General features: G+C 60.6%; 15 protein-coding genes. 4 read left to right on the forward strand and 11 right to left on the reverse strand.

All coding sequences use genetic code 11. The features are described from left to right. Positions 1–24: 24 nt before the first annotated feature. The 3 genes from AB6K10_RS10480 to ptsP are packed head-to-tail and all read right to left on the reverse strand — an operon-like array spanning position 25 to position 5,602. Positions 25–1,764 (reverse strand): PTS fructose-like transporter subunit IIB, encoded by a 1,740-nt coding sequence (locus AB6K10_RS10480; protein ID WP_339118652.1) that lies wholly within the window; start codon positions 1,762–1,764, stop codon positions 25–27. Continuing rightward, complete coding sequence (gene pfkB / locus AB6K10_RS10485) at positions 1,761–2,732, reverse strand: 1-phosphofructokinase (protein WP_339118653.1); 972 nt, start codon at positions 2,730–2,732, stop codon at positions 1,761–1,763. The genes AB6K10_RS10480 and pfkB overlap by 4 nt, the downstream gene beginning before the upstream one ends. After that, positions 2,732–5,602 (reverse strand): phosphoenolpyruvate--protein phosphotransferase, encoded by a 2,871-nt coding sequence (ptsP, locus tag AB6K10_RS10490; protein WP_339118654.1) that lies wholly within the window; start codon positions 5,600–5,602, stop codon positions 2,732–2,734. The genes pfkB and ptsP overlap by 1 nt, the downstream gene beginning before the upstream one ends. A gap of 237 nt (positions 5,603–5,839) precedes the next feature. On the opposite strand from ptsP, the gene cra reads away from it, so the two are divergent. Then, entirely contained in the window at positions 5,840–6,814 is a 975-nt protein-coding gene (cra, locus tag AB6K10_RS10495; protein WP_339118655.1) for a catabolite repressor/activator, read from the forward strand. Positions 6,815–6,832: 18 nt separating this feature from the next. On the opposite strand, the gene AB6K10_RS10500 is transcribed toward cra, so the two are convergent. Both AB6K10_RS10500 and pyk read right to left on the reverse strand, forming a co-directional pair. After that, positions 6,833–7,309 carry a methylglyoxal synthase gene (locus AB6K10_RS10500; RefSeq protein WP_339118656.1) on the reverse strand — a complete coding sequence of 159 codons (477 nt, stop codon included), beginning with the start codon at positions 7,307–7,309 and terminating at the stop codon, positions 6,833–6,835. A gap of 54 nt (positions 7,310–7,363) precedes the next feature. After that, positions 7,364–8,830 carry a pyruvate kinase gene (gene pyk, locus AB6K10_RS10505; RefSeq protein WP_339118657.1) on the reverse strand — a complete coding sequence of 489 codons (1,467 nt, stop codon included), beginning with the start codon at positions 8,828–8,830 and terminating at the stop codon, positions 7,364–7,366. A gap of 242 nt (positions 8,831–9,072) precedes the next feature. Between pyk and gap the strand changes: the two genes are divergently transcribed. Further along, a complete protein-coding gene (gap, locus tag AB6K10_RS10510) occupies positions 9,073–10,077 on the forward strand; it encodes a type I glyceraldehyde-3-phosphate dehydrogenase (RefSeq protein ID WP_159341812.1) in 1,005 nt (334 codons plus the stop codon). Positions 10,078–10,101: 24 nt separating this feature from the next. On the opposite strand, the gene AB6K10_RS10515 is transcribed toward gap, so the two are convergent. The 6 genes from AB6K10_RS10515 to AB6K10_RS10540 form a co-directional block, all read right to left on the reverse strand. Beyond that, a complete protein-coding gene (locus AB6K10_RS10515; protein WP_253018956.1) occupies positions 10,102–11,151 on the reverse strand; it encodes a LacI family DNA-binding transcriptional regulator in 1,050 nt (349 codons plus the stop codon). A gap of 178 nt (positions 11,152–11,329) precedes the next feature. Next, on the reverse strand, positions 11,330–12,436 hold the full coding sequence (locus tag AB6K10_RS10520; RefSeq protein ID WP_253018955.1) for an ABC transporter ATP-binding protein: 1,107 nt from the start codon (positions 12,434–12,436) through the stop codon (positions 11,330–11,332). A gap of 65 nt (positions 12,437–12,501) precedes the next feature. After that, a complete protein-coding gene (locus AB6K10_RS10525) occupies positions 12,502–14,118 on the reverse strand; it encodes an alpha-glucosidase family protein (RefSeq protein ID WP_339118658.1) in 1,617 nt (538 codons plus the stop codon). Positions 14,119–14,185: 67 nt separating this feature from the next. Further along, positions 14,186–15,028, reverse strand: coding sequence for a carbohydrate ABC transporter permease (locus AB6K10_RS10530; RefSeq protein ID WP_139528481.1), 843 nt, complete (start codon positions 15,026–15,028; stop codon positions 14,186–14,188). After that, the gene (locus AB6K10_RS10535; RefSeq protein ID WP_339118659.1) at positions 15,028–16,020 is read right to left on the reverse strand and encodes a sugar ABC transporter permease; all 993 of its coding nucleotides are present in this window, start codon (positions 16,018–16,020) and stop codon (positions 15,028–15,030) included. The genes AB6K10_RS10530 and AB6K10_RS10535 overlap by 1 nt, the downstream gene beginning before the upstream one ends. Positions 16,021–16,034: 14 nt before the next feature. Then, positions 16,035–17,306: an ABC transporter substrate-binding protein gene (locus AB6K10_RS10540; RefSeq protein ID WP_159341816.1), complete on the reverse strand. Its 1,272-nt coding sequence runs from the start codon at positions 17,304–17,306 to the stop codon at positions 16,035–16,037. Positions 17,307–17,775: 469 nt separating this feature from the next. Here AB6K10_RS10540 and AB6K10_RS10545 point away from each other — a divergent pair, with 469 nt between their 5' ends. Together AB6K10_RS10545 and malT are read left to right on the forward strand one after the other, a co-directional pair. Further along, positions 17,776–19,311, forward strand: a complete 1,536-nt coding sequence (locus AB6K10_RS10545; protein WP_159341817.1) for a carbohydrate porin — start codon at positions 17,776–17,778, stop codon at positions 19,309–19,311. Positions 19,312–19,469: 158 nt separating this feature from the next. Then, complete coding sequence (gene malT, locus AB6K10_RS10550; protein ID WP_339118660.1) at positions 19,470–22,175, forward strand: HTH-type transcriptional regulator MalT; 2,706 nt, start codon at positions 19,470–19,472, stop codon at positions 22,173–22,175. Positions 22,176–22,177 lie beyond the last annotated feature (2 nt).

A 22,177-nucleotide genomic window follows, 5' to 3' on the forward strand; every position in this document is an offset into this window, starting at 1 on the left:
TGCCTCGCCCTTAGTGTGCCGCTTTTAGCTGGCAACGGCTACTTGGGCAGCGCCACGTTTGATAAACGCGTAGCCCAGGCCGGTGATCAATGAGCCCACCACAATCGCGCCCAGGTAAAGCAGAGCGGGAGTAATGGCGTTAGGAATCAGCAGCACGAAGATACCGCCATGGGGGGCCATCAGTTTGGCACCCACCAGCATGGAGAGCGCACCCGTGACCGCACCACCGGCGATACAGGCGGGAATCACGCGCAGCGGGTCTTTCGCCGCAAAGGGAATCGCGCCTTCACTGATAAAGCACAGGCCCAGCACGAACGAGGCTTTACCCGCTTCTCGCTCGGGGGCAGAGAACTTGTTACGCGCCACGAAGCTGGCAATACCCATACCAATCGCGGGCACCATGCCGGCGGCCATGATCGCGGCCATTGGACCGTAGGTTTCAGAGGCCAACAGGCCGACGCCAAAGGTGTAGGCCGCTTTGTTGACCGGGCCACCCAGGTCGAAGCACATCATGGCCCCGAGCAGAATGCCCAGTAGCACGGCATTGGTCGAGCCCATGGACTCCAGGAAGCCGGTGAGCGCGCTCAGCACGGCAGCCACCGGCTCGCCAATCACGTAGATCATCGTCAGGCCGGTGACCAAGCTGGCAATCAGCGGGATGATCAGAATCGGTTTGAGCGACTCAACGCTGGAGGGCAGTTTTACGTAGCGCGTGACGGCAAGGGCCACGTAGCCCGCCAGGAAACCGGCCAAAATACCGCCGATAAACCCAGAGCCAATCTCGGCGGCCAACATACCGCCAATCATGCCGGGGGCAATACCGGGGCGGTCGGCGATGGAGTAGGCGATGTAACCCGCCAGAACGGGAATCATCAGCGCGAAGGCCGTGCCGCCACCAATCTGCATCAGTGCAGCGGCCAGGGTGCCTTCTTCCTGGAACGCTTCGATACCGAACACGAACGAGAGGGCTATTAACAAGCCACCCGCCACCACCATGGGCAGCATAAAGGACACACCGGTTAGCAGGTGTTTATAGACGCCTTTTTCTTTCATGCCTTTCTTGGCCGATGCGCTGCTGTTAGCGGCGCTGGCACCATCTTCAACAGCGGCGTCGGTGAAGGCAGCCTCCAGGGTCGGGCGCGGCTTTTTCAGCGCATTGCCGGTAGAGGTGCGATAAACCCGTTTGCCTGCAAAGCGTGAAGGATCCACTTCGATATCGCAGGCCAACACGACCACGTCAGCGTCGGCGATTTCCGCTTCCGTGAGTTTGTTTTGCGCGCCCACCGAGCCTTGGGTTTCCACACGAATCTGGTGGCCCATGGCCTTACCCGCTTCGGCCAGCGCTTCGGCGGCCATAAAGGTGTGGGCAACACCGGTGGGGCAGGCGGTGACGGCAACGATTTTTTTGCCATTCCCGCTGCTGGCCGGGGCGGCAGCAGTGGCTGCCGGGGCGCTGTAAATCGGTGCTTCCCGCTTGGCCTGGCTTAAAAAGGCGCTGGGGTCGGGCAGGGCGCGGGCAATGGGGGCCTGGAATAGCCGCTTGCCTTCGAACCGCTCCGGGGCGGGTACGTGGTCGGCGGCCACGACGATCAAATCGGCGTTAGCAATCTGCTCGGCGCTGGCGGCTTGCAGTGGCGCAATCTCGCCGTGCATCTCTACATGAACGTTCCAGCCCAGCCGCGTGGCGGCTTGCTCTAGGCGCTTGGCGGCCAGGAAAGTAGTCGCCATGCCGCTGGGGCAGGCGGTAATCAGGATTAGGTTCATCGCGTGGCTCCCTCGGTGTGGGTGTCGTCAAGACGCCGTACCCGGGTCTGTTGTTGGAGTGAGTCAAAATCATCGGCGTGGGAAGTACCCACACCGACATGGCGTACCGCTTCGGCAGAAAGCGCCGTGGCGAAACGAAGCGTATCGTCGGGCGAGTGCTGGCTCAGCAGCCCGTGGAGCATGCCGGCCACAAAGGTGTCGCCCGCGCAAACGGTATTGGTGGCGGTAACGGTCGGCGGCGTGGATTGCCAAGTGCCGTGCTGGCTCACCCATAAAACGCCTTCTGCACCCGCTGAAATCAGCGCGTGCTCGATTCCACTGGCGTGCAGCCGCTCGGCGGCGGCTTGGCGCTGTTGGTCGCTATCAAGGGCGCTACCGGCCCAGTCGGCCAGCTCGGTTTCGTTGGGCTTGACTGCGGCAGGCCGCGCGGCAATCGCCGTGAGCAGCGCCGGTCCGCTGGTATCCACCCACAGCGGCACCCCGAAACCTTTCAGGAAGGCAAGCAGCTCGCCAAACGCGGGCTGGTCGATGCCGGGAGGCAGGCTGCCTGCGACCACCACGGCTTCAGGCGGCGCGCTACTTTCAAACAGGCCGTTTAGTTTGGTGCGTAAAGCCTCCAGATGGGCGGCTTCGATGGGCATGCCGGGGCCGTTGATGTCGGTTACACGGCCGCTCTGCTCAGCGAGTTTGGCGTTGATGCGCGTGTTGCCCGGCACTCGCACAAAGGCATCTTCGACGCCGTAACGGGGGAAGGCGAGGCTGAAAGGAGCGTCGTTCTCTTCGCCCAAGAAGCCGCTGACGATCACCTCGTGGCCCAGGCTTGCCAATACCCGCGCGACGTTCACCCCTTTACCTGCGGCTTCCAGCTGCGCGCCGGTGGGGCGGTTGACGTGCCCCAGCGTCAGCGCATCCAGATTGAAGGCGAGATCCAGCGCTGGGTTGAGCGTAATACAGACAACTCTTGCCATTAGCTGGCCTCCAAGGCGTCGCGGACGTCGTCGCTGGTGGCTTTGCTCAGCGCTAACTGGGCGCTGGCCTGGGCTTGGGCAAGATCAAACTCGCGCAGGCGGGCTTTGACCAGCGGGATTTGGCGTGCGCTCACCGAGAGTTCATCGACACCTAAGCCCACCAGAACCGGCACGGCCATGGCATCAGAAGCCAGTTCGCCACACACGCCGACCCATTTGCCGTGAGCGTGGGCGGCCTCAACGGTCATTTGGATCAACCGCAGTACCGCCGGGTGCAGGCCATCGGCTTGAGCGGAAAGCTCTGGGTGGCCGCGATCAATCGCGAGAGTGTACTGCGTTAGGTCGTTGGTACCCACTGAGAAGAAGTCGACTTCGGCGGCCAACGTGGGCGCTAACAAGGCGCTGGAGGGCACCTCAATCATCACGCCAAGCTGTACGTCGGTAGCGCGCTGCTGGGGGGCGATCTCTTTGAGCAGTCGGTCATAAATCGCCTTCGCCGCGCGGAACTCGGCCACGTCTTTAACCATCGGCAGCATGATGCGTAGCGGTTTGCCGACGGCGGCCATGAGCAGCGCGCGAATCTGAGTTTCCAGAACTTCTGGTTGGGTCAGCGCTAGACGAATACCGCGCAGGCCGAGGAAGGGGTTGTCTTCCTGGGGCACCGGCCAGTAGGGCAGCGGCTTGTCGCCGCCGACGTCCAGGGTGCGGGCGACGAGCGGGCGGCCATTGAGGGCATCGGTGGCTTCACGGTATTCGGCGATTTGCGTAGCGAGATCCGGCGCGCTGGAGTAGGCCATGAACAGGAACTCGGTGCGCAGCAGGCCGACCCCTTCCGCGCCGCGCTCTACCGCATCGGCGGCGTGGGCGGTGTTGCCCAGGTTGGCAGCCACTTCCACCTTATGACCGTCGCGGGTTTGCGCTTGCTCGAAGCGCAGCTCCCAGGCGTCCGCTTCACGCTGCTGCTGGTCGAGCAACTGCTGCTCGGCGCGGCGCAGGCGCTCCTCGGAAGGCTGCGAGGTCACGCGGCCGCGCTCGCCATCCAGAATCATCATGCCGCCGTTGTGTAGCGCCATCACTGCTTCACCGGCACCTACTACGGCAGGAATGCCCAGCGCGCGAGCCAGAATAGCGCTGTGCGCCGTGGCACCGCCGCGAACGGTCAGCAGGCCACGCACGCGGGATGTATCCAAACGGGCTACATCGGAGGGGCCGATATCGTCCATCACCAAAATATAGGGATGATCGGGTGGCTCGGGCAGGGTAACGTCGCAAAGCACGCCGAGCACGCGGCGGCCTACATCGCGCAGGTCAGCGGCGCGTTCGGCCAGCAGCCGGTCTGCCAGCATCTCTTGGGCGTGGGCGGCGGTGTCGATAGCTTCCCACCAGCCCGCTTCCGCCGAGCGGCCTTCGCGGATGGCGTCAATCGCCGCCTGGTGCAATTCGGGGTCGTCAAGCATCTCTTCATGCATAGAGAGAATATCGGCCACTTCGCCGCCGGGCGCTTTATGTACCAGCGCCTGCAGCTGGGTGGCGCCCTCTTTGAGAGCGGCCTCTAAGCGTGCGATCTCTTGGGTGGGGTCGCTGGCATGCGCCGGGTAATCAAACTGCATCGGGCGAATGACGAACACCGGGGCAATCGCTAATCCTGGGGAGGCTGCCACGCCGGTGTGCGGCTTGTCGGCGGCCAGCGGCTCCACGGCAGGCTTGCTGGCGTTGGCGGCGGGCGTGGCATCGCGGCCCCCGTCGAACGGCGTGACTTTTTCACCCAAGCCCTCTTCGACAGCGGCGGCAATGGCATCTAGCGCGGCGCTTGCCTGTTCGCCCTCGGCAGAGAAGATCAGCCATTGGCCACGGCGCGCACCCAGGCCAATCACTTTGGTCAAGCTGGCAGCAGATACCGTGGTGGCGCTGCCTTCTTCCAGGCGCACGTTGATGGGCATGGGCTGGGCGCGGGCGATCTGTACCAGCTGTTTAGCCGGGCGAGCGTGCAAGCCGTGGGGATTCAGAACCCGCACGCGGCGGGTTTGGGTGCTGGCGGTTTCACCGGCCAGCGCTGCCAGCAGCTGGGCGCTATTTTTGCCCACAAAGCTGTCGCTTTCGCCGTTCTCTAGTACCGCCATCAGCTGCTCGAGCAGCGGCCGGTGGGCATCGCCGCTGGCGGCCAGGCAGAACAGCGCATGAACCGGATGACCGCCGTGCTCGATAGTGCCATCGGCGGGCGTCGCCACGCCTAGTGCGGGCTGGTTCACACCTTGCGCGTGGCTTGAAAGCCATAAGCCTTTACCCAACCACTGGGGCTGGGCGCTCGCCACGGCACTAATAAAGCCGTTATCCACGCAGCCGCTTTGGCGCAGCCGCGCTGCCGCCGCTAGGGCTAGTTCCTGGGGGGCGCGGGCGGGGAAGTTGATGCACAGCGTATCGGCATCCAGGCGCGGTGCTAATGACGGCTTCGAGAGCAGGCGCGCAACATCGGCGGTGGAGCTGGCGCGGGCCAACTCGGTTGCTACGCCGTCACGGTCGAGTACGTGGGTAAGCTGGCGCAGAATATCCAGGTGCTCGTCGTTTTGTGCCGCAATGGTGACCAGCACATGTACGGTGTTGCCGTCGTGCCACTGCACCCCTTTAGGGAACTGCAGTACCCGCACGCCGGTACGCTTGACGTGATGGCGGCTTTCCGGAGTGCCGTGGGGAATGGCAATTGCGTTGCCTAGGTACGTTGAGGACTGCGCTTCGCGGGCGTGGAGGCCATCGCGGTACTCGGCCGCAACCAAGCCAGCCTCTGCCAGGGCGTTGGCGGCGCTGTCGAGCGCAGCTTGCCAGTTGTCCGCGTGGCGGTCGAGCAAGATGTCATCGGGGCCGAGTGTCAACATAGGGGTCTCCTGTAAACGCGGTCAGGCAACGGCAACGTCTGCGATTGGCGGCGAAAATGCGCGCATAAAACGTTAGTCGTAGATCGTTGTGGTTAGCTGGATGAATCGTGTCACCTGTGTATAGTTGGCTATGCTGAATCGATTCACTTTTGGACACAAGGGTTGTCTTTTTAGACTTTGGTCTGAAGAGGGTAAAACGGCTGCTAAACTGCCGTCTTCATTTAAGGGGAAACCAGCATGACACTTGCCGATATTGCCCGGCTCGCCGGGGTTTCGCGCACCACGGCAAGCTATGTAATCAACGGCCAGGCCGAGCAGCGGCGCATTAGCCCGGCCACTATCGATAAAGTGATGGCCGTTGTGCGTCAGCACCGCTATCACATTGATCCTCAGGCCGCCGCGCTGCGCCGTGGCGCTAGCCGGTTGATCGGTTTGATCGTGCCGGATTTGGAAAACATCAGCTACGCACGCCTTGCCAAACGCCTCGAGCGAGGTGCTCGCGAGCGCGGCTACCAACTGTTGGTGGTGAGTTCCGATGACTGCGCGGACAGTGAGCGCACGCTGGCTTTGGCCCTGCGCGCCCAGCGCTGTGAGGTGCTGATTACCGCCAGCTGCCTGCCGGAAAACGACACTTTTTATACGGATTTGGCCGACGAAGGATGGAGCGTTGTTGGGATGGACCGGGGCCTGACGCCCGAGCGCTTTGCCAGCGTGGTGAGCAATGACCAAGAAGCCGCTTATGCGCTGACGCGCTCGGTGATGGGCAGTGCAACTCGGCGAATCGCGTGGTTGGATGCGATGCCTGAACTCTCGGTAAGCCGGGAGCGCCGTGCAGGATTTTTTGCCGCACTGGAAGGGAAGGGCGTTGAAGCCGTTACCTTTAGCGGTGGGCGCTACGAGCGGGATGTGGGCGTTGAACTGGCGCAACAGCTTTTTGCTGCAGGCGAGGTAGATGCGCTGGTCACGGCCTCCTACGCGCTGATGGAAGGTGTGTTTGATGAGTTGCTTGCCCAGGGCGGGCTGCCGGAGACGCTGCGGTTAGCCACTTTTGGTGACCACCGCCTGTTAGATTTTCTGCCTCAGCCGGTTAATTCGGCGTTGCAGGATTATGACCGCATCGCCGAGCTGACGCTTCAGTGCGCGCTGGGCGCGATGAATGGAAGCTACCAATGCGGGCAGCAGGTGGTCGCGCGCCACCTGCGTACCCGCTAAGTATAAGGCGCGCTCGGTTTATACCTTGCGAGCCTGTGCCCAGGCGTTGGCGTCTGGAATCGACATGTCATAACGCTCGGCCAAGTAGGGTGAGGAGAGCAGAAAGTCGGCGCTAGCCGCATTACACGCCACCGGCACGTTCCACAGCGCGGCAAGGCGCAGCAGTGCTTTCACGTCCGGGTCGTGGGGCTGCGGTGCAAAGGGGTCCCAGAAGAAGATCAGCACGTCGAGCTGCTGCTCGGCGATGCGCGCCCCAATCTGCTGGTCGCCGCCTAGCGGCCCGCTCATTAAGCCTTCCACTTCTAGCCCCAGGGCGGTTTTCAGCCGCCCTGCGGTAGTGCCTGTGCCAATCAGCGTATGCTGGCTCAGTGTGTCTTGCCAGCGCGTCGCCCACTCCAGCATCTCGGTTTTTTTGCCATCGTGGGCAATCAGCGCAATACGCTTGCGCGGTTGCAGCGTGCGCACGGCTTGGCGGGGTGGGCGGGCATCGTTCATGGCATGGCTCTCCTGATCATTCGTTTGTTATTCATAGAGCGGCGAAGCGGTTAGTTACTCGGTATCAACGGCCAGTACTTTCATGGTGTTGGTGCCACCGTGGGCATTCATATGATCGCCGCGAGTAAGAATGACATGCTCACCTGGGCGTGCCAATCCATGGGCCTTCAGCAGTTTGATGGCTTCATGGTTCACCTCGGTGGCCTCCATGTGCGTCGTATCGAATGGAATCGAGACTACGCCACGGTAGAGCGCCATGCGCCGTTGGGCGATGGGGCTGTGGGCCAAGCCGACAATCGGTAAGCCAGAGCGGATGCGCGAGGCAATCAACGGCGTGTAGCCGGTGGAGGTCATGCAGGCAATGGCGCGTACACCGGTTAGGTGGTTGGCAGCGTACATAGCAGAAAGCGCGATGGTTTCATCGATCCGCTCGAAGCCTTCATGAATACGGTGGCCGGAGGCTTGGGCAATGCGCTCGCGCTCGGCACCTAGGCAGACGCGATCCATGGCTTCGATGGTTTCCACCGGGTAGTCGCCTGCCGCCGTTTCCGCCGAAAGCATGACCGCATCGGTGGCGTCGAGCACGGCGTTGGCCACGTCGAAGACTTCCGCACGGGTGGGGAGCGGCGATTCGATCATTGACTCCATCATTTGGGTGGCCGTGATCACCGCGCGATTCAGTGAGCGGGCATGCTTGATGATGCGCTTTTGCGTGCCGATCAGCGCTTCATCGCCAATCTCTACGCCCAGGTCGCCACGGGCGACCATCACCGCTTCTGACGCTTCGATGATGGCGTCTAGGGTTTCGTCGTTGGCAACGGCCTCGGCACGCTCCAGCTTAGCGACCAGCCCGATCTCTTTACCCTCGTCACCCAGCAGAGCGCGCGCTTCCTGCATGTCGGCGGCGCTGCGTGGGAACGAGACGGCGAGATAGTCTACGCCAATCTCGATGGCGGTTTTGAGATCTTCTTTATCCTTATCGGTCAGCGCCGGGGCAGAAAGACCGCCGCCTTGTTTGTTGATGCCTTTATTGTTGGACAGTTTGCCGCCCACGTGAACTCGGGTGTGAACTTCTTGCCCAACGATAGAAGTGACGTCCAGTACGACGCGGCCATCGTCCAGCAGCAGGCGGTCACCGGGGGCGACGTCATCGATCAGCGCTTTGTAGTCACAGCCGACGCGCTCGTTACTGCCGCCATTGGCATCCAGCGCCATGTCCAGCACGAAAGGCTGGCCAACCTCGAGGTGAACGGCACCGTCGGCAAAGCGCGAAATGCGAATTTTGGGGCCTTGTAAGTCGCCTAGTGCAGCCACGCTGCGGCCCAGGCGCTGGGCGATCTCGCGGACAGCGCTTAGCCGACGGCGATGATCTTCGGCAGACCCATGGGAGAAATTCAGTCGCACCACGTCAACGCCCGCTTTTAGCATGGCTTCCAACACCCCAGGGCGGTCACTGGCTGGGCCAAGCGTGGCGACGATTTTGGTACGGCGTAGGGGAGTCGGGGACGTTGCACGTGTCATATGGTACTCCTGATGAGCAGCGTTGGCTGAACGAGGCCCGAAAAAAGGGCGGGTGAATCGTTGATTAAGTATTGGACTACGATAGCCTTTATATAGTAATTTTACTACATATTGGATAGTTATTAGCCTTTAGGGGCGGTTATGGCAGGTTTTAATCGGCCTATAGGTGATTAAATACGTATTTTTAGTAATTTTTTTACTGGATACGCCATCTACGACCACTGCTTGATTGAGGTGCTACCATGACAATAAGAGTTGCCATTAACGGATTTGGACGGATTGGCCGTAACGTACTGCGTGCGCTGTATGAAAATGGCTACCGTGATCGCGTTCAGGTAGTTGCGATCAACGATCTGGGTGACCCTTCCCTAAACTCCCATCTCCTGCGCCATGACACGGTGCACGGTCACTTCCCGTTCAGCGTCGAGCATGATGCCGAGAGCATCAGCGTGGATGGTGATCGCATCGCGATCTCCTCCGAGCGCGACCCGGCCAACCTGCCATGGGCGTCCATGGATATCGACCTCGTCATGGAGTGTACTGGCCTGTTCACCAAACGCGAGGCGGCCGCTAAGCACATCGCTGCCGGTGCCAAGCGCGTTCTTATTTCTGCGCCTAGCCCGGATGCGGATGCCACCATCGTTTACGGTGTGAATGACGACATTCTGACCGCTGAGCACACGGTGGTATCGAATGCGTCTTGCACCACCAACTGCTTGGCACCAGTCGCTAAAGCGCTGAATGACGCCGTGGGTATCGAAAACGGCCTAATGACCACCGTTCACGCCTACACCAACGACCAGAATCTGTCGGATGTGTATCACTCCGACCCGTACCGTGCCCGTAGCGCCACCCACTCCATGATTCCGACCAAAACCGGCGCTGCGGCAGCCGTGGGTTTGGTACTGCCGGAGCTGGCGGGCAAGTTCGATGGCTTGGCGGTGCGTGTACCGGTGATCAACGTCTCTCTGGTGGACCTGACTTTCACGGCGGGCCGTGAGACCACCAAGGAAGAGATCAACGAAATCGTCGAAAAAGCCGCTGCGAACTCGCCGGTCTTGGCGGTCAACGCCCAGCCGCTGGTTTCCATCGACTTCAACCACGATGCGCACTCGTCTACCTTTGACGCTAACCATACTCGCGTTAATGGTCGTCTGGTGAAGATCATGGCGTGGTACGACAACGAGTGGGGCTTCTCCAACCGTATGTTGGATACCGCCATCGCGATGCAGAAAACCGCGCAATAATCCCGCCGTTTTAGGGGGAGTCCGCTAAGGACAAGTATCGCCCAGCAGCAGCTCAGTTTTGAGCAGCTGCTGGGTTTTTGGTATCCGCCCCAAAATCATTTTGGCGGCGACTCGTCCTTTGCCTGCGCTGTCCTGGCGCACGGTCGTCAAACGAGGGGCACGGTACTGGCCTTCGGCAATGCCATCGAACCCCGTAATGCGTAACGCCTCCGGTACGTGAATGCCCCGCTGCTCGGCCAGCGTCAGCGCGGTGAGCGCAATGCGGTCTGACATGCACAGCAGCAGGTCGGGGCGCTGCTCGTCGGGCAAATCAATAATCTCGGTAATCACCGGTGAGCACACGTCGAACACGTTCTCCTCGATGTTCCATAGCGGAATCTGTTCGGTATCAAAACCATGCTCGCTGAGCGCGGCGTGAAACCCGGCTAGACGTGCCCGGCTGATCGTACTGCTGTCGGGCAGCATCGTATGCGCCTTCGTCACTCGGCCATTGCAGTGCTCTTTGGTCAAGCGCAGGTTGATGATGGCAGGACGGGCAGGGCGCTCTTTGAGGGCATGCATGGCCATGGCGTAGCTGGCATCGCGGTCATCGATGTGCACGGTGGGACAGCCGTCGATATCGAAGTCGACCGATACCAGGGGGCGCTGGGAGGGCAGTTCATTCAGCAGTTTATTGTTGGGCATCAAACCGTACACGATGAAGCCATCGGCGATATTAGCCGAGCCGGGCGGCTGCGATGCGTGGCCTCGGCCCGGTAATAGCAGCATGGTATGGCCGTGGGCATCCAGCACTTCAGCCACACCAGAGAGAAACTCACTGGCGACGGCATCGTTCAAGCTGTAGGTCAGGCTTTCGGCTAGAATCACCGCCACGATGCTGGAGCGTCCGGTGCGAAGGCTGCGCGCTTTGGCATCGGGGCCGCTATACCCTAAGCGCTTGGCTTCTTTGAGAATACGATCGCGCAGCAGCGGAGAGAGCTGATCGGGGCGGTTGAAGGCGTTGGAAATCGTCGCGGTAGAGACGCCGAGTTCGAGCGCAAGGTCCTTTAGGGTCATTCGGCGAGGGGCGGTCACGGTGCTTCCTAAACAGGTGAAGAACGTTGGTGGAGAGAGTGCGTGCCGGACGCATTTACAGCGCAGGCTAATTATTTAATTGTCGCGCACAAGAATAACGGCCTTGATGGTGTGTCGACTACCCTCTTCGAAAGGTGTCTCACCCAGCCAAGGCCGTGATGGGTCTGTCAATCAGTGTTTAAGCTGCCGAGCGCGCGTTGCCAAGTGTCAACGCGGCGCCGCTTTCATCGAATAGGTGTACGTGTTCGGTATCTGGTACCAGCGACACCTGCTGGCCCTCTTGCCACTGGCTGGGTGCTTCGCTGCGATGGATCAGCAGGGTCGACCCCGCTTTCGGCTCCAGATACACGTAGACCTCGTTACCCAGGTACTCGACGTTGACGATATCGAAGCAGTTATCGCCTTGGGGCGCTTCCAAACGAAGGTGCTCGGGGCGCACTCCGAGCGTGAGCGAGGTGCCTTGTGAGTAAGCGTCGCCCGCTTGGGGAAGCGATACGTCGCCGATGCCGGCTGCTTTGACGCGGCAGCCGTCGGCGGTACCGCTGATCAGCTCGGCGGGCATGAAGTTCATGGTGGGCGAGCCAATGAAGCCGGCGACGAATTTGGTGGCCGGACGCTGGTACAGTTCATGGGGACTGCCCACTTGTTCCACATGGCCCCGGTTGAGCACTACGATTTTATCCGCCAAGGTCATGGCTTCGACCTGATCGTGGGTCACGTAGATCATGGTAGAGCCAAGACGGTTATGAAGGCGGGCGATTTCGTTACGCATCTGCACCCGCAGCGAGGCATCCAGGTTGGAGAGTGGCTCATCGAATAGCAGGATGCGCGGCTCCCGCGCCATGGCGCGTCCCATCGCCACGCGCTGGCGCTGGCCGCCAGAGAGGGCTTTGGGTTTGCGGTGCAGAAGCTCTTCCAGCTGCAGGATTTTGGCCGTGCTCATCACTCGTTCGTGAACGGTCTCTTTGGCGGTGTTGGCCAGTTTCAGGCCAAAAGCCATGTTGTCGTAGACGGTCATGTGCGGGTAGAGCGCGTAAGACTGAAACACCATGCCCACGCCGCGCTCGCGGGGGGGCAGGTCGTTCACCACGGTGCCGCCAATGTTTAGGTCGCCATCGGTGATCGATTCAAGCCCGGCAATCAGGCGCAGAAGGGTGGATTTACCGCAGCCGGAGGGGCCCACGAACACGACAAACTCACCGTCGCCAATGGAAAGATCAACGTCTTTGATGATGTGATCGCGGCCAAATACCTTATTGACCTTTTCAAGCGTAACACTTGCCATGGTAACTCCTTGCCGACCTCGACCGGAGCGGGTCGGCTATCGTTATTAACTGTTATGGGCGGCGTTTAGGCAACCTGCATAAAGGCGGCTTGGTACGCGGGCAGCGTGAGCGTGCTGCCGTCTCGCGTGGCGGTAAAGTGGGCGACCGGCAAGTCGCTTGCGACCTCCACAGGCAGGGTAGTTTGCTGCTCTTGCCCGGTCAGGTTGAACACGCACAGCAGGGTCTCGTCGCCTTTTTGACGGGTAAAGCCGAGCAGGTCGTCACCGACATCGACCAAGGACAAATCGCCATCAAACAGCGCCGGGTGGCTGCGGCGGAACGCTAGCAGGGCGCGCACGCTATTGAGTGTGGCGTTGGGGTCATCTTGCTGGCGGCTCACCGCCAAATCCAAGTGACGAGCTTCCATGGGCAGCCACGGTTCCACCGGAGAGAAGCCGCCCTGTTCGCCGTCGGTCCACGGCATGGGCGTGCGGCAGCCGTCGCGGCCTTTAAACTCAGGCCACAGCACTTTGCCGTAGGGGTCTTGAATGCGCTCGAAAGGTACGTCGGCTTCCGGCAGGCCCAGCTCTTCACCTTGATACAGGCATACGCTGCCGCGCAGTGAGAACAGCATCGCCAGCATCACTTTCGGGTAGGCGTGGGGATCTTCGTCAGCGCCCCAGCGAGTCGCGCTGCGCACCACATCGTGGTTGGAGGTTGCCCAGCAGGGCCAGGCGTCACCTGCCAAGCGTTGGAAACGCTCGATCACTTCGCGCAGGTAGCTGGCGGAGTGGGGCATGTTGAGCAGGTCGAAGGTGTACGCCATGTGCAGCTTATCGCCACCGGCGGTGTACTCAGCCATGCGCTCCAGCGGGTTGTCGTCGCCAATCTCACCCACGGTGGTGGTGCCGGGGTACTCATCCATCAGCGCGCGCAGGTCTTTGAGGAAGTCCAGGTTTTCCGGGCGGCTGAGGTCGTAGACGTGGCGCTGCCAGGTATAGGGGTTCGCTTCCGGTGCACCCAGGGTTTTGGCTTCGCCTTTCGGTACCGGCGGGTTGTCCCGCAGCTCGGCATCGTGGAAGTAGAAGTTGACCGTATCCAAGCGGAAACCGTCGACACCCAAATCCAGCCAGAAACGCATGTTGTCGAGCTGTGCCTGACGCGCTTCCGGGTTGTGGAAGTTCACGTCCGGCTGGCTGGTCAGGAAGTTGTGCAGATAGTACTGCTGGCGGCGGGAATCGAAGGTCCACGCCGAGCCGCCAAAAATCGACAGCCAGTTGTTGGGTGGTGTGCCGTCGGGTTTCGGGTCGGCCCACACAAACCAGTCGGCTTTAGGATTGGTGCGATCCTGGCGGCTCTCCTGGAACCAGGGGTGCTGATCGGAGGTATGGCTGATCACCTGGTCGATCATCACTTTCAAGCCCAGCGAGTGAGCTTTTTCCAGCAGCGCCTTGAAGTCTTCCAGCGTGCCGAACATCGGATCCACGTCGCGGTAGTCGCTCACGTCATAGCCGAAGTCGAGCATCGGAGAAGTAAAGAAGGGCGATAGCCAGATGCCGTCCACGTTGAGGGAGGCCACGTAATCCAGCTTTTCGGTGATGCCGTTCAGATCGCCTACGCCGTCGCCGCGGCTGTCTAAGAAGCTACGCGGATAGATTTGATAAATAACGCCGCCGCGCCACCACATCATGTTGTCTTGCATTACTGTGTTCCTTAAAAAAAGTGGCTGACGGATAAACATCAGCCCATCAATATATTCGTTGCGTGGGTTAGCCTTTGACGGCACCCGCGGTCAGGCCCGACACGATGCGGCGCTGGAAAATAATGACCAAAATCACTAGCGGTACGGTGACCACGACGGAGGCCGCCATGATCGGCCCCCAGGGCAGTTCGTAGGCACTACCGCCTGACAGAAGGGCAATCGCAACCGGCACCGTGCGCTGCGCATCGGTCAGTGTGAAGGTCAGTGCGAACAGAAATTCGTTCCAGGCGGCGATGAATGCCAGCAGGCCCGTGGTCGCCATGGCCGGCCACATCAGCGGCAAAAACACCTTGGTGATGGTCACCCAGGGCGTCGCCCCATCCATGATGGCCGCCTCTTCCAGCTCCATGGGGAGCTGCTTCATAAAGGTGGTGAGCACCCACACCGTGAAGGGCAGGGTAAAGATGGTGTAGCTGAGGATGAGGCCTGCCGGGTTGTTGTAGAGATTCAGCGCGCGAATCACCTCGAACAGCCCAGAGAGAACGGCCACTTGAGGGAACATCGAAACGCCCAGAATGACCAGCAGCACCGTCGAACGGCCGCGAAAGCGTACCCGACCCAGCGCGTAAGAAGCGGTGATACCCAGCAGCAGGGCGATAAACACTACGCTAAAGGCGACGATGATCGAGTTGAAAATCGCCCGCACGAAGCTCGATTGGCTAAAGATTTGTGCGTAGTTATCCAGGTTCCAGGTCGATGGCCATAGCTCCACGCGGAACAGGTCGCTGGAGGGTTTCACCGAGGTGATCACCGCGTAATAAAACGGGAACACCGCATACACCATGATGACGGCAATCAGTGCCCAGAACCCGACGCGTTTCGCTACTTTGGCTAACTGACGGCTGTTCATCAGTCACCTCCCAATTGAATCTGTTTGCGGCCCAGGTAGAGATAAGCCACGGTGGCCAGCGCGATGATCAAGAACAGCAGCGTTGATGCGGCGCTGCCGTAGCCGACATCCTGAAACTCAACGAGCTGCTGGCGCGCGTAGACCGACATCGACATCGTGCTGGTGGAGTTGGAGGTCAATACATAGATCACGTCGAAGACCCGCAGGGCATCCAGCAGGCGGAAGATGACCGCCACCATCAGCGCCGGAGTGATCAGCGGTAGCGTGACCTTGAAGAACACGCGTACGGGGTGAATACCATCCACCTCGGCGGCTTCGTAACAATCTTTGGGCAGCATCTGCAGCGCGGCCAGGCCCAACAGAGCTACGAAGGGAATCGTTTTCCAAACGTCGACCATGATCACCGCCCACATGGAGTAGGTGGCGCTGGCCGTCCAGGCGATCGGATCATCGATGATGCCGATCATCATCAGCAGGTGGTTGATGATGCCGAACTGGTCGTTGAGCATCCACGCCCACATCTGAGCCGACACGATGGTAGGAATGGCCCAGGGAATCAGCACGGCCGCCCGAACGATCACGCGGCCTTTGAATTCTGCGTTCAAAATCAGTGCGACGATGACGCCGAAAACGACTTCCAGCGATACCGACACCACCGAGAAGTAAACCGTGTTCCACACGGACTGCCACCACACCGGGTCCGCCAGCACGCCAAACCAGCGGCCGTTGTCGTAGACCAGGTAGTTTTCGAAACCGATCAGATTCGCCGAGCCCAAATCGGAGAGCGACGCATCGGTAAAACTCAGGAAAAACGTACGTAGTAACGGCCAGCCCGCCACCAGCGTGAGGGCAATCAGCATGGGGGCTAAGAATAGCCACGCCGCCTTTACGCGCTGGCGGCGGACCTTGGTACCCCGTTGCCGCCGCGCTGGCGTGGCGGAACGCGCCCCGAGGGGCGCGTTTTGGTGAGAGTGGTGAGAAGAGCTCGACATAGGTGTCTCCGCGTTTACCAGTTGCGACGCTTCAGGCGCAGCAATTCGCCTTCAAGGTCGGCGACGGCTTGAGCGCCATCTTTGGTGCCGGACAGCACGTCATGAGAGGTGCTGAAGAACGCGTTGCTGACACGGCCATAGGCATCGCCCGTGGGGGCAGAGGGGCGGGCCACCGCGTTGGTGAACGTATCGTAAAGCGTGCCGAAGAAGGGCACGGCATCCAGCACTTCCTGGTCTTGGTAGAGCGAATCGATCGTCGGGTTGTAAGAAGCCTGAATGGCGCGGCGCTTCTGCTCTTCTTCACCGGTCAGGTAAGCAACCAGGTCCGCCGCGATGTCAGGATGCTCGCTGTAGCGCGACACGGCCAGGTTCCAGCCGCCCAGGCCCGCGGCGCTCTGGCCCTCTTCACCGCCGGCAGGCAGCTGCACGACGCCTACTTTGCCGCGCACGTCGCTATCGTCACTCTGGGCCAATGACCACGCGTAGGGCCAGTTGCGCATGAAGACGGCATTGCCGCCCTGGAAAACACCCCGTGCTTCCTCTTCGGTGTAGTTCAGCACGCCTTCAGGGGAGATGTCGCCAATCCAAGAGGCGGCCAGATCCAGCGCTTGAGCAGCGCGCTCGTTGTTGATGGTCACTTCGCCTTCGTTATCGACCACGGTGCCGCCGCCAAAGCTGGCAACCCACTCGAGGGCGTTGACGGTCAGGCCTTCGTAGGCGCGGCCTTGGAACACGAAGCCTTGCATACGGTCGTTGCCCGCTTCACGCTCGGCGTTTTGAATATCGCGCGCGATCTCCGTCAGCTCTTGCCACGTGGTGGGCACCTCGTGGCCATGCTTTTCCAGCAGGTCTTCGCGGTAGTAAAGAACACCCGCATCGGTAAACCAGGGCATGGCGACCAGGCGGTCATCGATGGTGTTATTGGTCACGATGGTGTCGAAGTGACCGGCTGCGGCGTCTTCACCCAGTACTTCGCGCAGGTCGAGCAGGTGGTTGGCTAGCAGACCGGGCCATACCACGTCGATCTGCATCACATCGATATCGCTAGAGTTAGCGGAGAGAATTTGTTGATAGAGAGACAGGCGCTCAGTAGACGAGTTGGGCGTTGAAACCACATCGACGCTGTGGCCGGTTTTCTCTTCCCAAGCGCGTACGCCTTCTTGGCAAAGGGTCAACTCTGCGCCAACCGCACCACAGGAAATCGTCAGTTCGGCCGCCTGGGCAGACCCGGTGGCACTGGCAAGACTGGCCAAAGCAATAGCTGAAGTGAGTAGTGTCTTTTTCATTACGGCGTTCCTCGGCGTTTATTGTTGTGGGTGATGGGGTATCAATGCGCTCATAGCGCCTACTTAAACGATTAAGTACGCTGCCAGTTAGCCGTCTGTCGTCGTGAAGTTCAATAGCGACTTTTGTCTAATCTATGTCAATTCAATTTCTCTAAGATAAATAACCTTTTAGACATTGGTCGATAATTAGTAAAAGCTTGTTGGTTTACGTGCTCTTAATCGATTAAGTTTCAACTGTCACTCTATCTTCACACAACACGAAAGTTGCTTTGCAACACGTTGGGTCAATCACCTTGTCGCGTTGTTGGGCACAGGCTTCGGCGAGTCGAAGTAACGACACGGGTGGCAGCACTGAAACGCTGGCTTTTTTACACCGGTTTTGGGGCCGGTGATCAAAAAGTAGGGAGCCAAACGGGTTCGGGCGTTCGGGATAAAAAACAATAGGATTTAACACTAGGGTTGAAAAACAATGCATAAAATGACGTTCAAAACACCTTTAGCCATTGCCGTCGCCGCTGCCAGCTTCGGTCTTTGCGGTGCCGCCAATGCTGACATGACCTTGGAAGAGCGCTTTGCCGAGCTGGAAGCACGCATTGCAGCCGCTGAGCAGCGGGCTGAAGCGGCCGAGCGCCGCGCCGAGCTAGCCGAGCAAGGTCGTGGAACCGCGCCTGCATCCAGCGCCCCGGCTGCGGCGACTACCAATGCCGATATCGAAGAGCGCCTGGCCCGCGTCGAACGCCAGGCCAGCGGCGAAGAGGGCTTCTCGTTCAACGTGTATGCTCGTTCTGGCCTGTTGATCGGTGAAGATGGCAAAAGCGCACCGGGCGGCCCGTACCTAACGCCCGCCGGTGGTAATGGCGGCGCGGTGGGGCGTTTGGGTAACGAGCCGGACACCTACTCTGAAGCCATCCTGAACTACCGCATGCAGTTCGATAACGGCGCCAAAGCCCGTTACACCACCATGCTGGCCCATGGCACCAATTCCAGCAACGACTGGGTGGGTGATGACACCAACCTAAACGTGCGTCAGGTGTACGCAGAATTCAGCGACCTGCCGAGCTTCACCGGTGCCTTCGAGAACGCCTCGATTTGGGCCGGTAAACGGTTTGATCGTAATAACTTCGACATTCACTGGCTCGACAGCGATGTAGTCTTCCTCGCCGGTACCGGTGGCGGTGTGTACGACGTGCAGCTGGCGGAGAACTGGAAAACCAACTTCTCGCTCTATGGTCGCAGCTTCAGCGACTACCCGGTCATCAACCGTGAAAACCCCGGTTTGGATGGCGAAAACAGCGATACCGACAACCTGGTCCTGACCTCCAATAACTACTTCGGTAACTGGCAGGTGATGGTCAACGGCATGTCCGCTGCCGATAACGACGAGCGCGATATTGGCGTGGGTCAAACCGCTGCCGATACCGGTTGGCACACCATGGTGGCCTACCACGGTGATAGCTTCTTCGGTATGGGCGACGGTAACTTCAAGGCCGCCGTACTGCACGGCCAAGGCCTGGGTGCCGAGGTGAAAGGCTTGGGTAGCAACGGCGACTTGACCGATGATGCTAGCGCAACGCGTCTGGCACTCTACGGTACGACCTACCTCGCTCCGCAGTGGCGTATTGCGCCGGCCATTCTGGCAGAAACCAGCGACGACCGTTTTGCTAGCGGCGACAGCTACGACTGGGCCACTCTGAACGTTCGCCTGGCGAATGAGATTAACCAGAACTTCGAAATGCAGTACGAAGCCAGCTACCAGTGGATGGACTTCGAGCCGCAGGGCTACAGCGGTCGCAATGCGGTGGACGGCGACTACATGAAGTTCACCATCGCCCCGACCTTCAAGCCGGAAGTTGGCGGGTTCTGGAAGCGTCCTGAAATTCGTCTGTTCACCACTTACAGCGACTGGGATGAGAGCCTGAACAGCTACGGTGCCAGCTCTCTGGGCAGCGACGGTTTCACAGGTGGTGAGTTTACCTTCGGTGTCCAGACCGAAGTATGGTTCTAAGGGCGAACCGCTCGCTAGCAAGACTGTTTTGAGCTCATGGAGACATGAGCGACGTTTGCCAATGCTGATTGCCCGCGACTCGTCGCGGGCTTTTTATTGTCCAAATGAGTAGCCTAAGTCATGAGACGAGGACGTTGGTAGACACACAGGAGAGGGCCATGCCGCTGCTACAAGAAAAGCTTACCGCACCGACGTTGCCACTGGGCGTCGTGGCAAGGCCACGCCTCAATGATGCCTTTGCATTGAACGAGCGCGTGCGCCTGCTTCTCGTTCAAGCCCCGTCGGGCTATGGAAAGACCACGCTACTGGCAGAACGCCTACCCGCCCTAGAGCAAGACGCCGCCTGGCTGCGCCTGGACCAGCGCGATAATCAGCCCGAACGCTTTTTGCGCTACTGGCAAGCCGCCATCGATACGCTGTTACGGGAGGATGCGCTGCTGTCGCCTTTGTCCGAGGCGGCGGACTGCGTGGAGCAGCTAGAGCGCTGGCTGGGCGAGCTGCCAAAGCAGCGAGCCGCTTGTCGGCTGGTATTGGATGAGTTCGAACACCTGACGCATCCTGACATTTTGGCCGGACTGGCCCACTGGCTGCGCCATCAACCGCCCTGGCTGACTCTGACCCTGGCAAGTCGCTCTCGGCCTGCGCTGGGCCTTGCCAGTCTGCGGCTGCGCGGCGAACTCGAAGAGATCGATCTAGGCGCCTTGGCCTTCGATAGCGAAGAGGCGCAAACCCTCTGCGCCGAGCAGCTCAGTTTTCCGCCTACTCGGGTGAGCCTGGAGCGGGCGCTGCGCCGAAGCGGCGGCTGGGTGATGGCCCTGAACTGGCTGGTGGAGCGTACGACGACCCGCGCCGGATTCGATGCGCTGGTCGAGCGGCTAAACGGCGGTCATCCCGATTTTGTGGCCTGGTTCGATGAACGGCTGGCCGAGGCGCTGCCCCCTGAAGAGCGTGAACTCCTGCTGCAGCTTGGAGTGCTGGAGCGCTTCTCCCCCGAATTGATGGCGCGCCTGCTAGAGGGCGAGCGGCTTACCCAGCGGCTCGATGCCTTCGAGCAAGCGGGTCTGTTCATCGAGCGGCCCGACCCCCACGCCCAGTGGTACCGCTTTCAACGGCTGTTCGGGGAGTACCTGCGCCACCGTCGCCACGAGCTTAGCTTGGCCACCCAGCGCACCCTGCATCAGCGGGCCAGCCAAGCCTGGTTGGCACTCAACGACCCGATCATGGCACTGCGCCAAGCCATTTTGGCGGAATCGCCCGAGGAGGTGGCTAGTCTACTGGTCGCGCAAGGGCCAGCGCTGTTGGCCAGCGGGGCCTACGCGCTGCTGGCTCAAGGGCTTGGGCTGCTGGGGGAGCCGCAAATCTCGACACGCCCAGAGCTGGCGCTGCTCTACGGCTGGGTCTCCCATGCGCAGTTCCAGTTCGATATCACCGCACGAGTCATCCAATGGATCGAAGCGCAGCTGGAGGCCCCAGAGTGGCAGCGGCTGACTGCCGAGTTTGCCACCCTGCGCGCCCAATTAGCGATCAATCAGGGCAACGCCGAGCGCGCTGCGCCGCTCGCTGAACAGGCGCTGGCCGTGCCCGCCCGCTATTTAGCCTCCACCCCGCTGACCGCGACCGCCATCTTGAGCGAGGCGCGTTTCGTGCTGGGCTATCTGGACGAGTCGCTGCAACGGGTGCGCGAGGTGGAGCGTCTGGCACGCCAGCGAGAGGATCACCAGCTACTGCTGTGGTCATTCTGCCATCAGTCGGAAACGCTGGTGGCCCAGGGGCGCTTGCAGGCCGCTTACGATATTCAAGAGCGCGCTTTTGCCCATCTGGAGCGGGCAGAGCTCGAGCACCTGCCCGTGGCGGAGTTTCTCTACCGGATTCGCAGCCAAGTGCTCTGGGAGTGGCATCGCCTGGATGAAGCCGAGCAGGCCGCACTGAAAGGCATTGCCGTGCTGGATAACCAGGGCGAGCGCTGGACGCTGCAGTGCCACATTCAACTGGCCAAAATTGCCCAGAGCCGTGGCGATCAGGCTCAGTGCGCTGACCATATTCGGCGGCTGCGTAAAATCCTGGCCGAAGGCGATTACCATATCGACTGGGTGGCCAATGCCCACGCCACGCTGCTGGCCTGGTGGCACTCCACGCAAGATCTCGACGCAGTGGAGCGCTGGCGTCAGGAAGCGCCCGCGCCCATCACCGAAGGGGCCACCAACCACTTTGCCCAATGCAACGTACGCAATCACGCTCGGGCGCTTACGCTGCTGGGCCGCTTTGATGAGGCCCGCGCGCTGTTGGAAGCACTCGAAGTCCATACTCAAAGACTTGGGCTGGTCACCGATGCCAACCGCAACCAGCTCTGCCTCGCGGCCGCTGCGTGGGCGGCTGGCCAGGAGGAGCAAGCCCGCCGCCACATGCATCAAGCGCTCAGTTTGGCGTCTCGCACGGCGTTGATAGGCAGCTTTTTGCGCATGGGCAAACCGCTGGGAGATCTGCTGTCGGGCTTATTGACGGACGGCACGCTATCAGCGCTGGAGCAAGCGAGGGCAGAGCGGCTGCTGGCGCTGGCGGGTCAGCAGAAAGACTTTGGAAGCGCTAGGCGCTTGATGTTGGACGAAACGGTGATCGCGGATATCGTCGCAAGACCTGACGTGCCGGAGCTGATTCGCACGTCGCCGTTGACCCGCCGCGAATGGCAAATCCTGGGGTTGATCCACGCCGGGCTCTCCAATGAACAGATTGCCGAACAGCTCTCGGTGGCACCGACTACCATCAAGACCCATATCCGCAGCCTCTACCAAAAGCAGAACATACGCCGCCGAGACGAAGCCATTGCGCTGGCAGGGCAGCTCTTGGCGCATATTCAGGGGGAGTGAGG

This window comes from Halomonas sp. BMC6 (assembly GCF_964204995.1).
Classification (GTDB): domain Bacteria; phylum Pseudomonadota; class Gammaproteobacteria; order Pseudomonadales; family Halomonadaceae; genus Vreelandella.

Bases quoted from the DNA above. Each gene is read 5' to 3' on its own strand.
- pyk (WP_339118657.1), bottom strand. From the start codon at position 8,830: ATGACACGTGCAACGTCCCCGACTCCCCTACGCCGTACCAAAATCGTC.
- AB6K10_RS10500 (WP_339118656.1), bottom strand. From the start codon at position 7,309: ATGAACGATGCCCGCCCACCCCGCCAAGCCGTGCGCACGCTGCAACCG.
- malT (WP_339118660.1), top strand. From the start codon at position 19,470: ATGCCGCTGCTACAAGAAAAGCTTACCGCACCGACGTTGCCACTGGGC.
- ptsP (WP_339118654.1), bottom strand. From the start codon at position 5,602: ATGTTGACACTCGGCCCCGATGACATCTTGCTCGACCGCCACGCGGAC.
- AB6K10_RS10545 (WP_159341817.1), top strand. From the start codon at position 17,776: ATGCATAAAATGACGTTCAAAACACCTTTAGCCATTGCCGTCGCCGCT.
- AB6K10_RS10480 (WP_339118652.1), bottom strand. From the start codon at position 1,764: ATGAACCTAATCCTGATTACCGCCTGCCCCAGCGGCATGGCGACTACT.
- cra (WP_339118655.1), top strand. From the start codon at position 5,840: ATGACACTTGCCGATATTGCCCGGCTCGCCGGGGTTTCGCGCACCACG.
- AB6K10_RS10525 (WP_339118658.1), bottom strand. From the start codon at position 14,118: ATGCAAGACAACATGATGTGGTGGCGCGGCGGCGTTATTTATCAAATC.
- AB6K10_RS10535 (WP_339118659.1), bottom strand. From the start codon at position 16,020: ATGTCGAGCTCTTCTCACCACTCTCACCAAAACGCGCCCCTCGGGGCG.
- AB6K10_RS10520 (WP_253018955.1), bottom strand. From the start codon at position 12,436: ATGGCAAGTGTTACGCTTGAAAAGGTCAATAAGGTATTTGGCCGCGAT.
- AB6K10_RS10530 (WP_139528481.1), bottom strand. From the start codon at position 15,028: ATGAACAGCCGTCAGTTAGCCAAAGTAGCGAAACGCGTCGGGTTCTGG.
- AB6K10_RS10540 (WP_159341816.1), bottom strand. From the start codon at position 17,306: ATGAAAAAGACACTACTCACTTCAGCTATTGCTTTGGCCAGTCTTGCC.
- gap (WP_159341812.1), top strand. From the start codon at position 9,073: ATGACAATAAGAGTTGCCATTAACGGATTTGGACGGATTGGCCGTAAC.
- pfkB (WP_339118653.1), bottom strand. From the start codon at position 2,732: ATGGCAAGAGTTGTCTGTATTACGCTCAACCCAGCGCTGGATCTCGCC.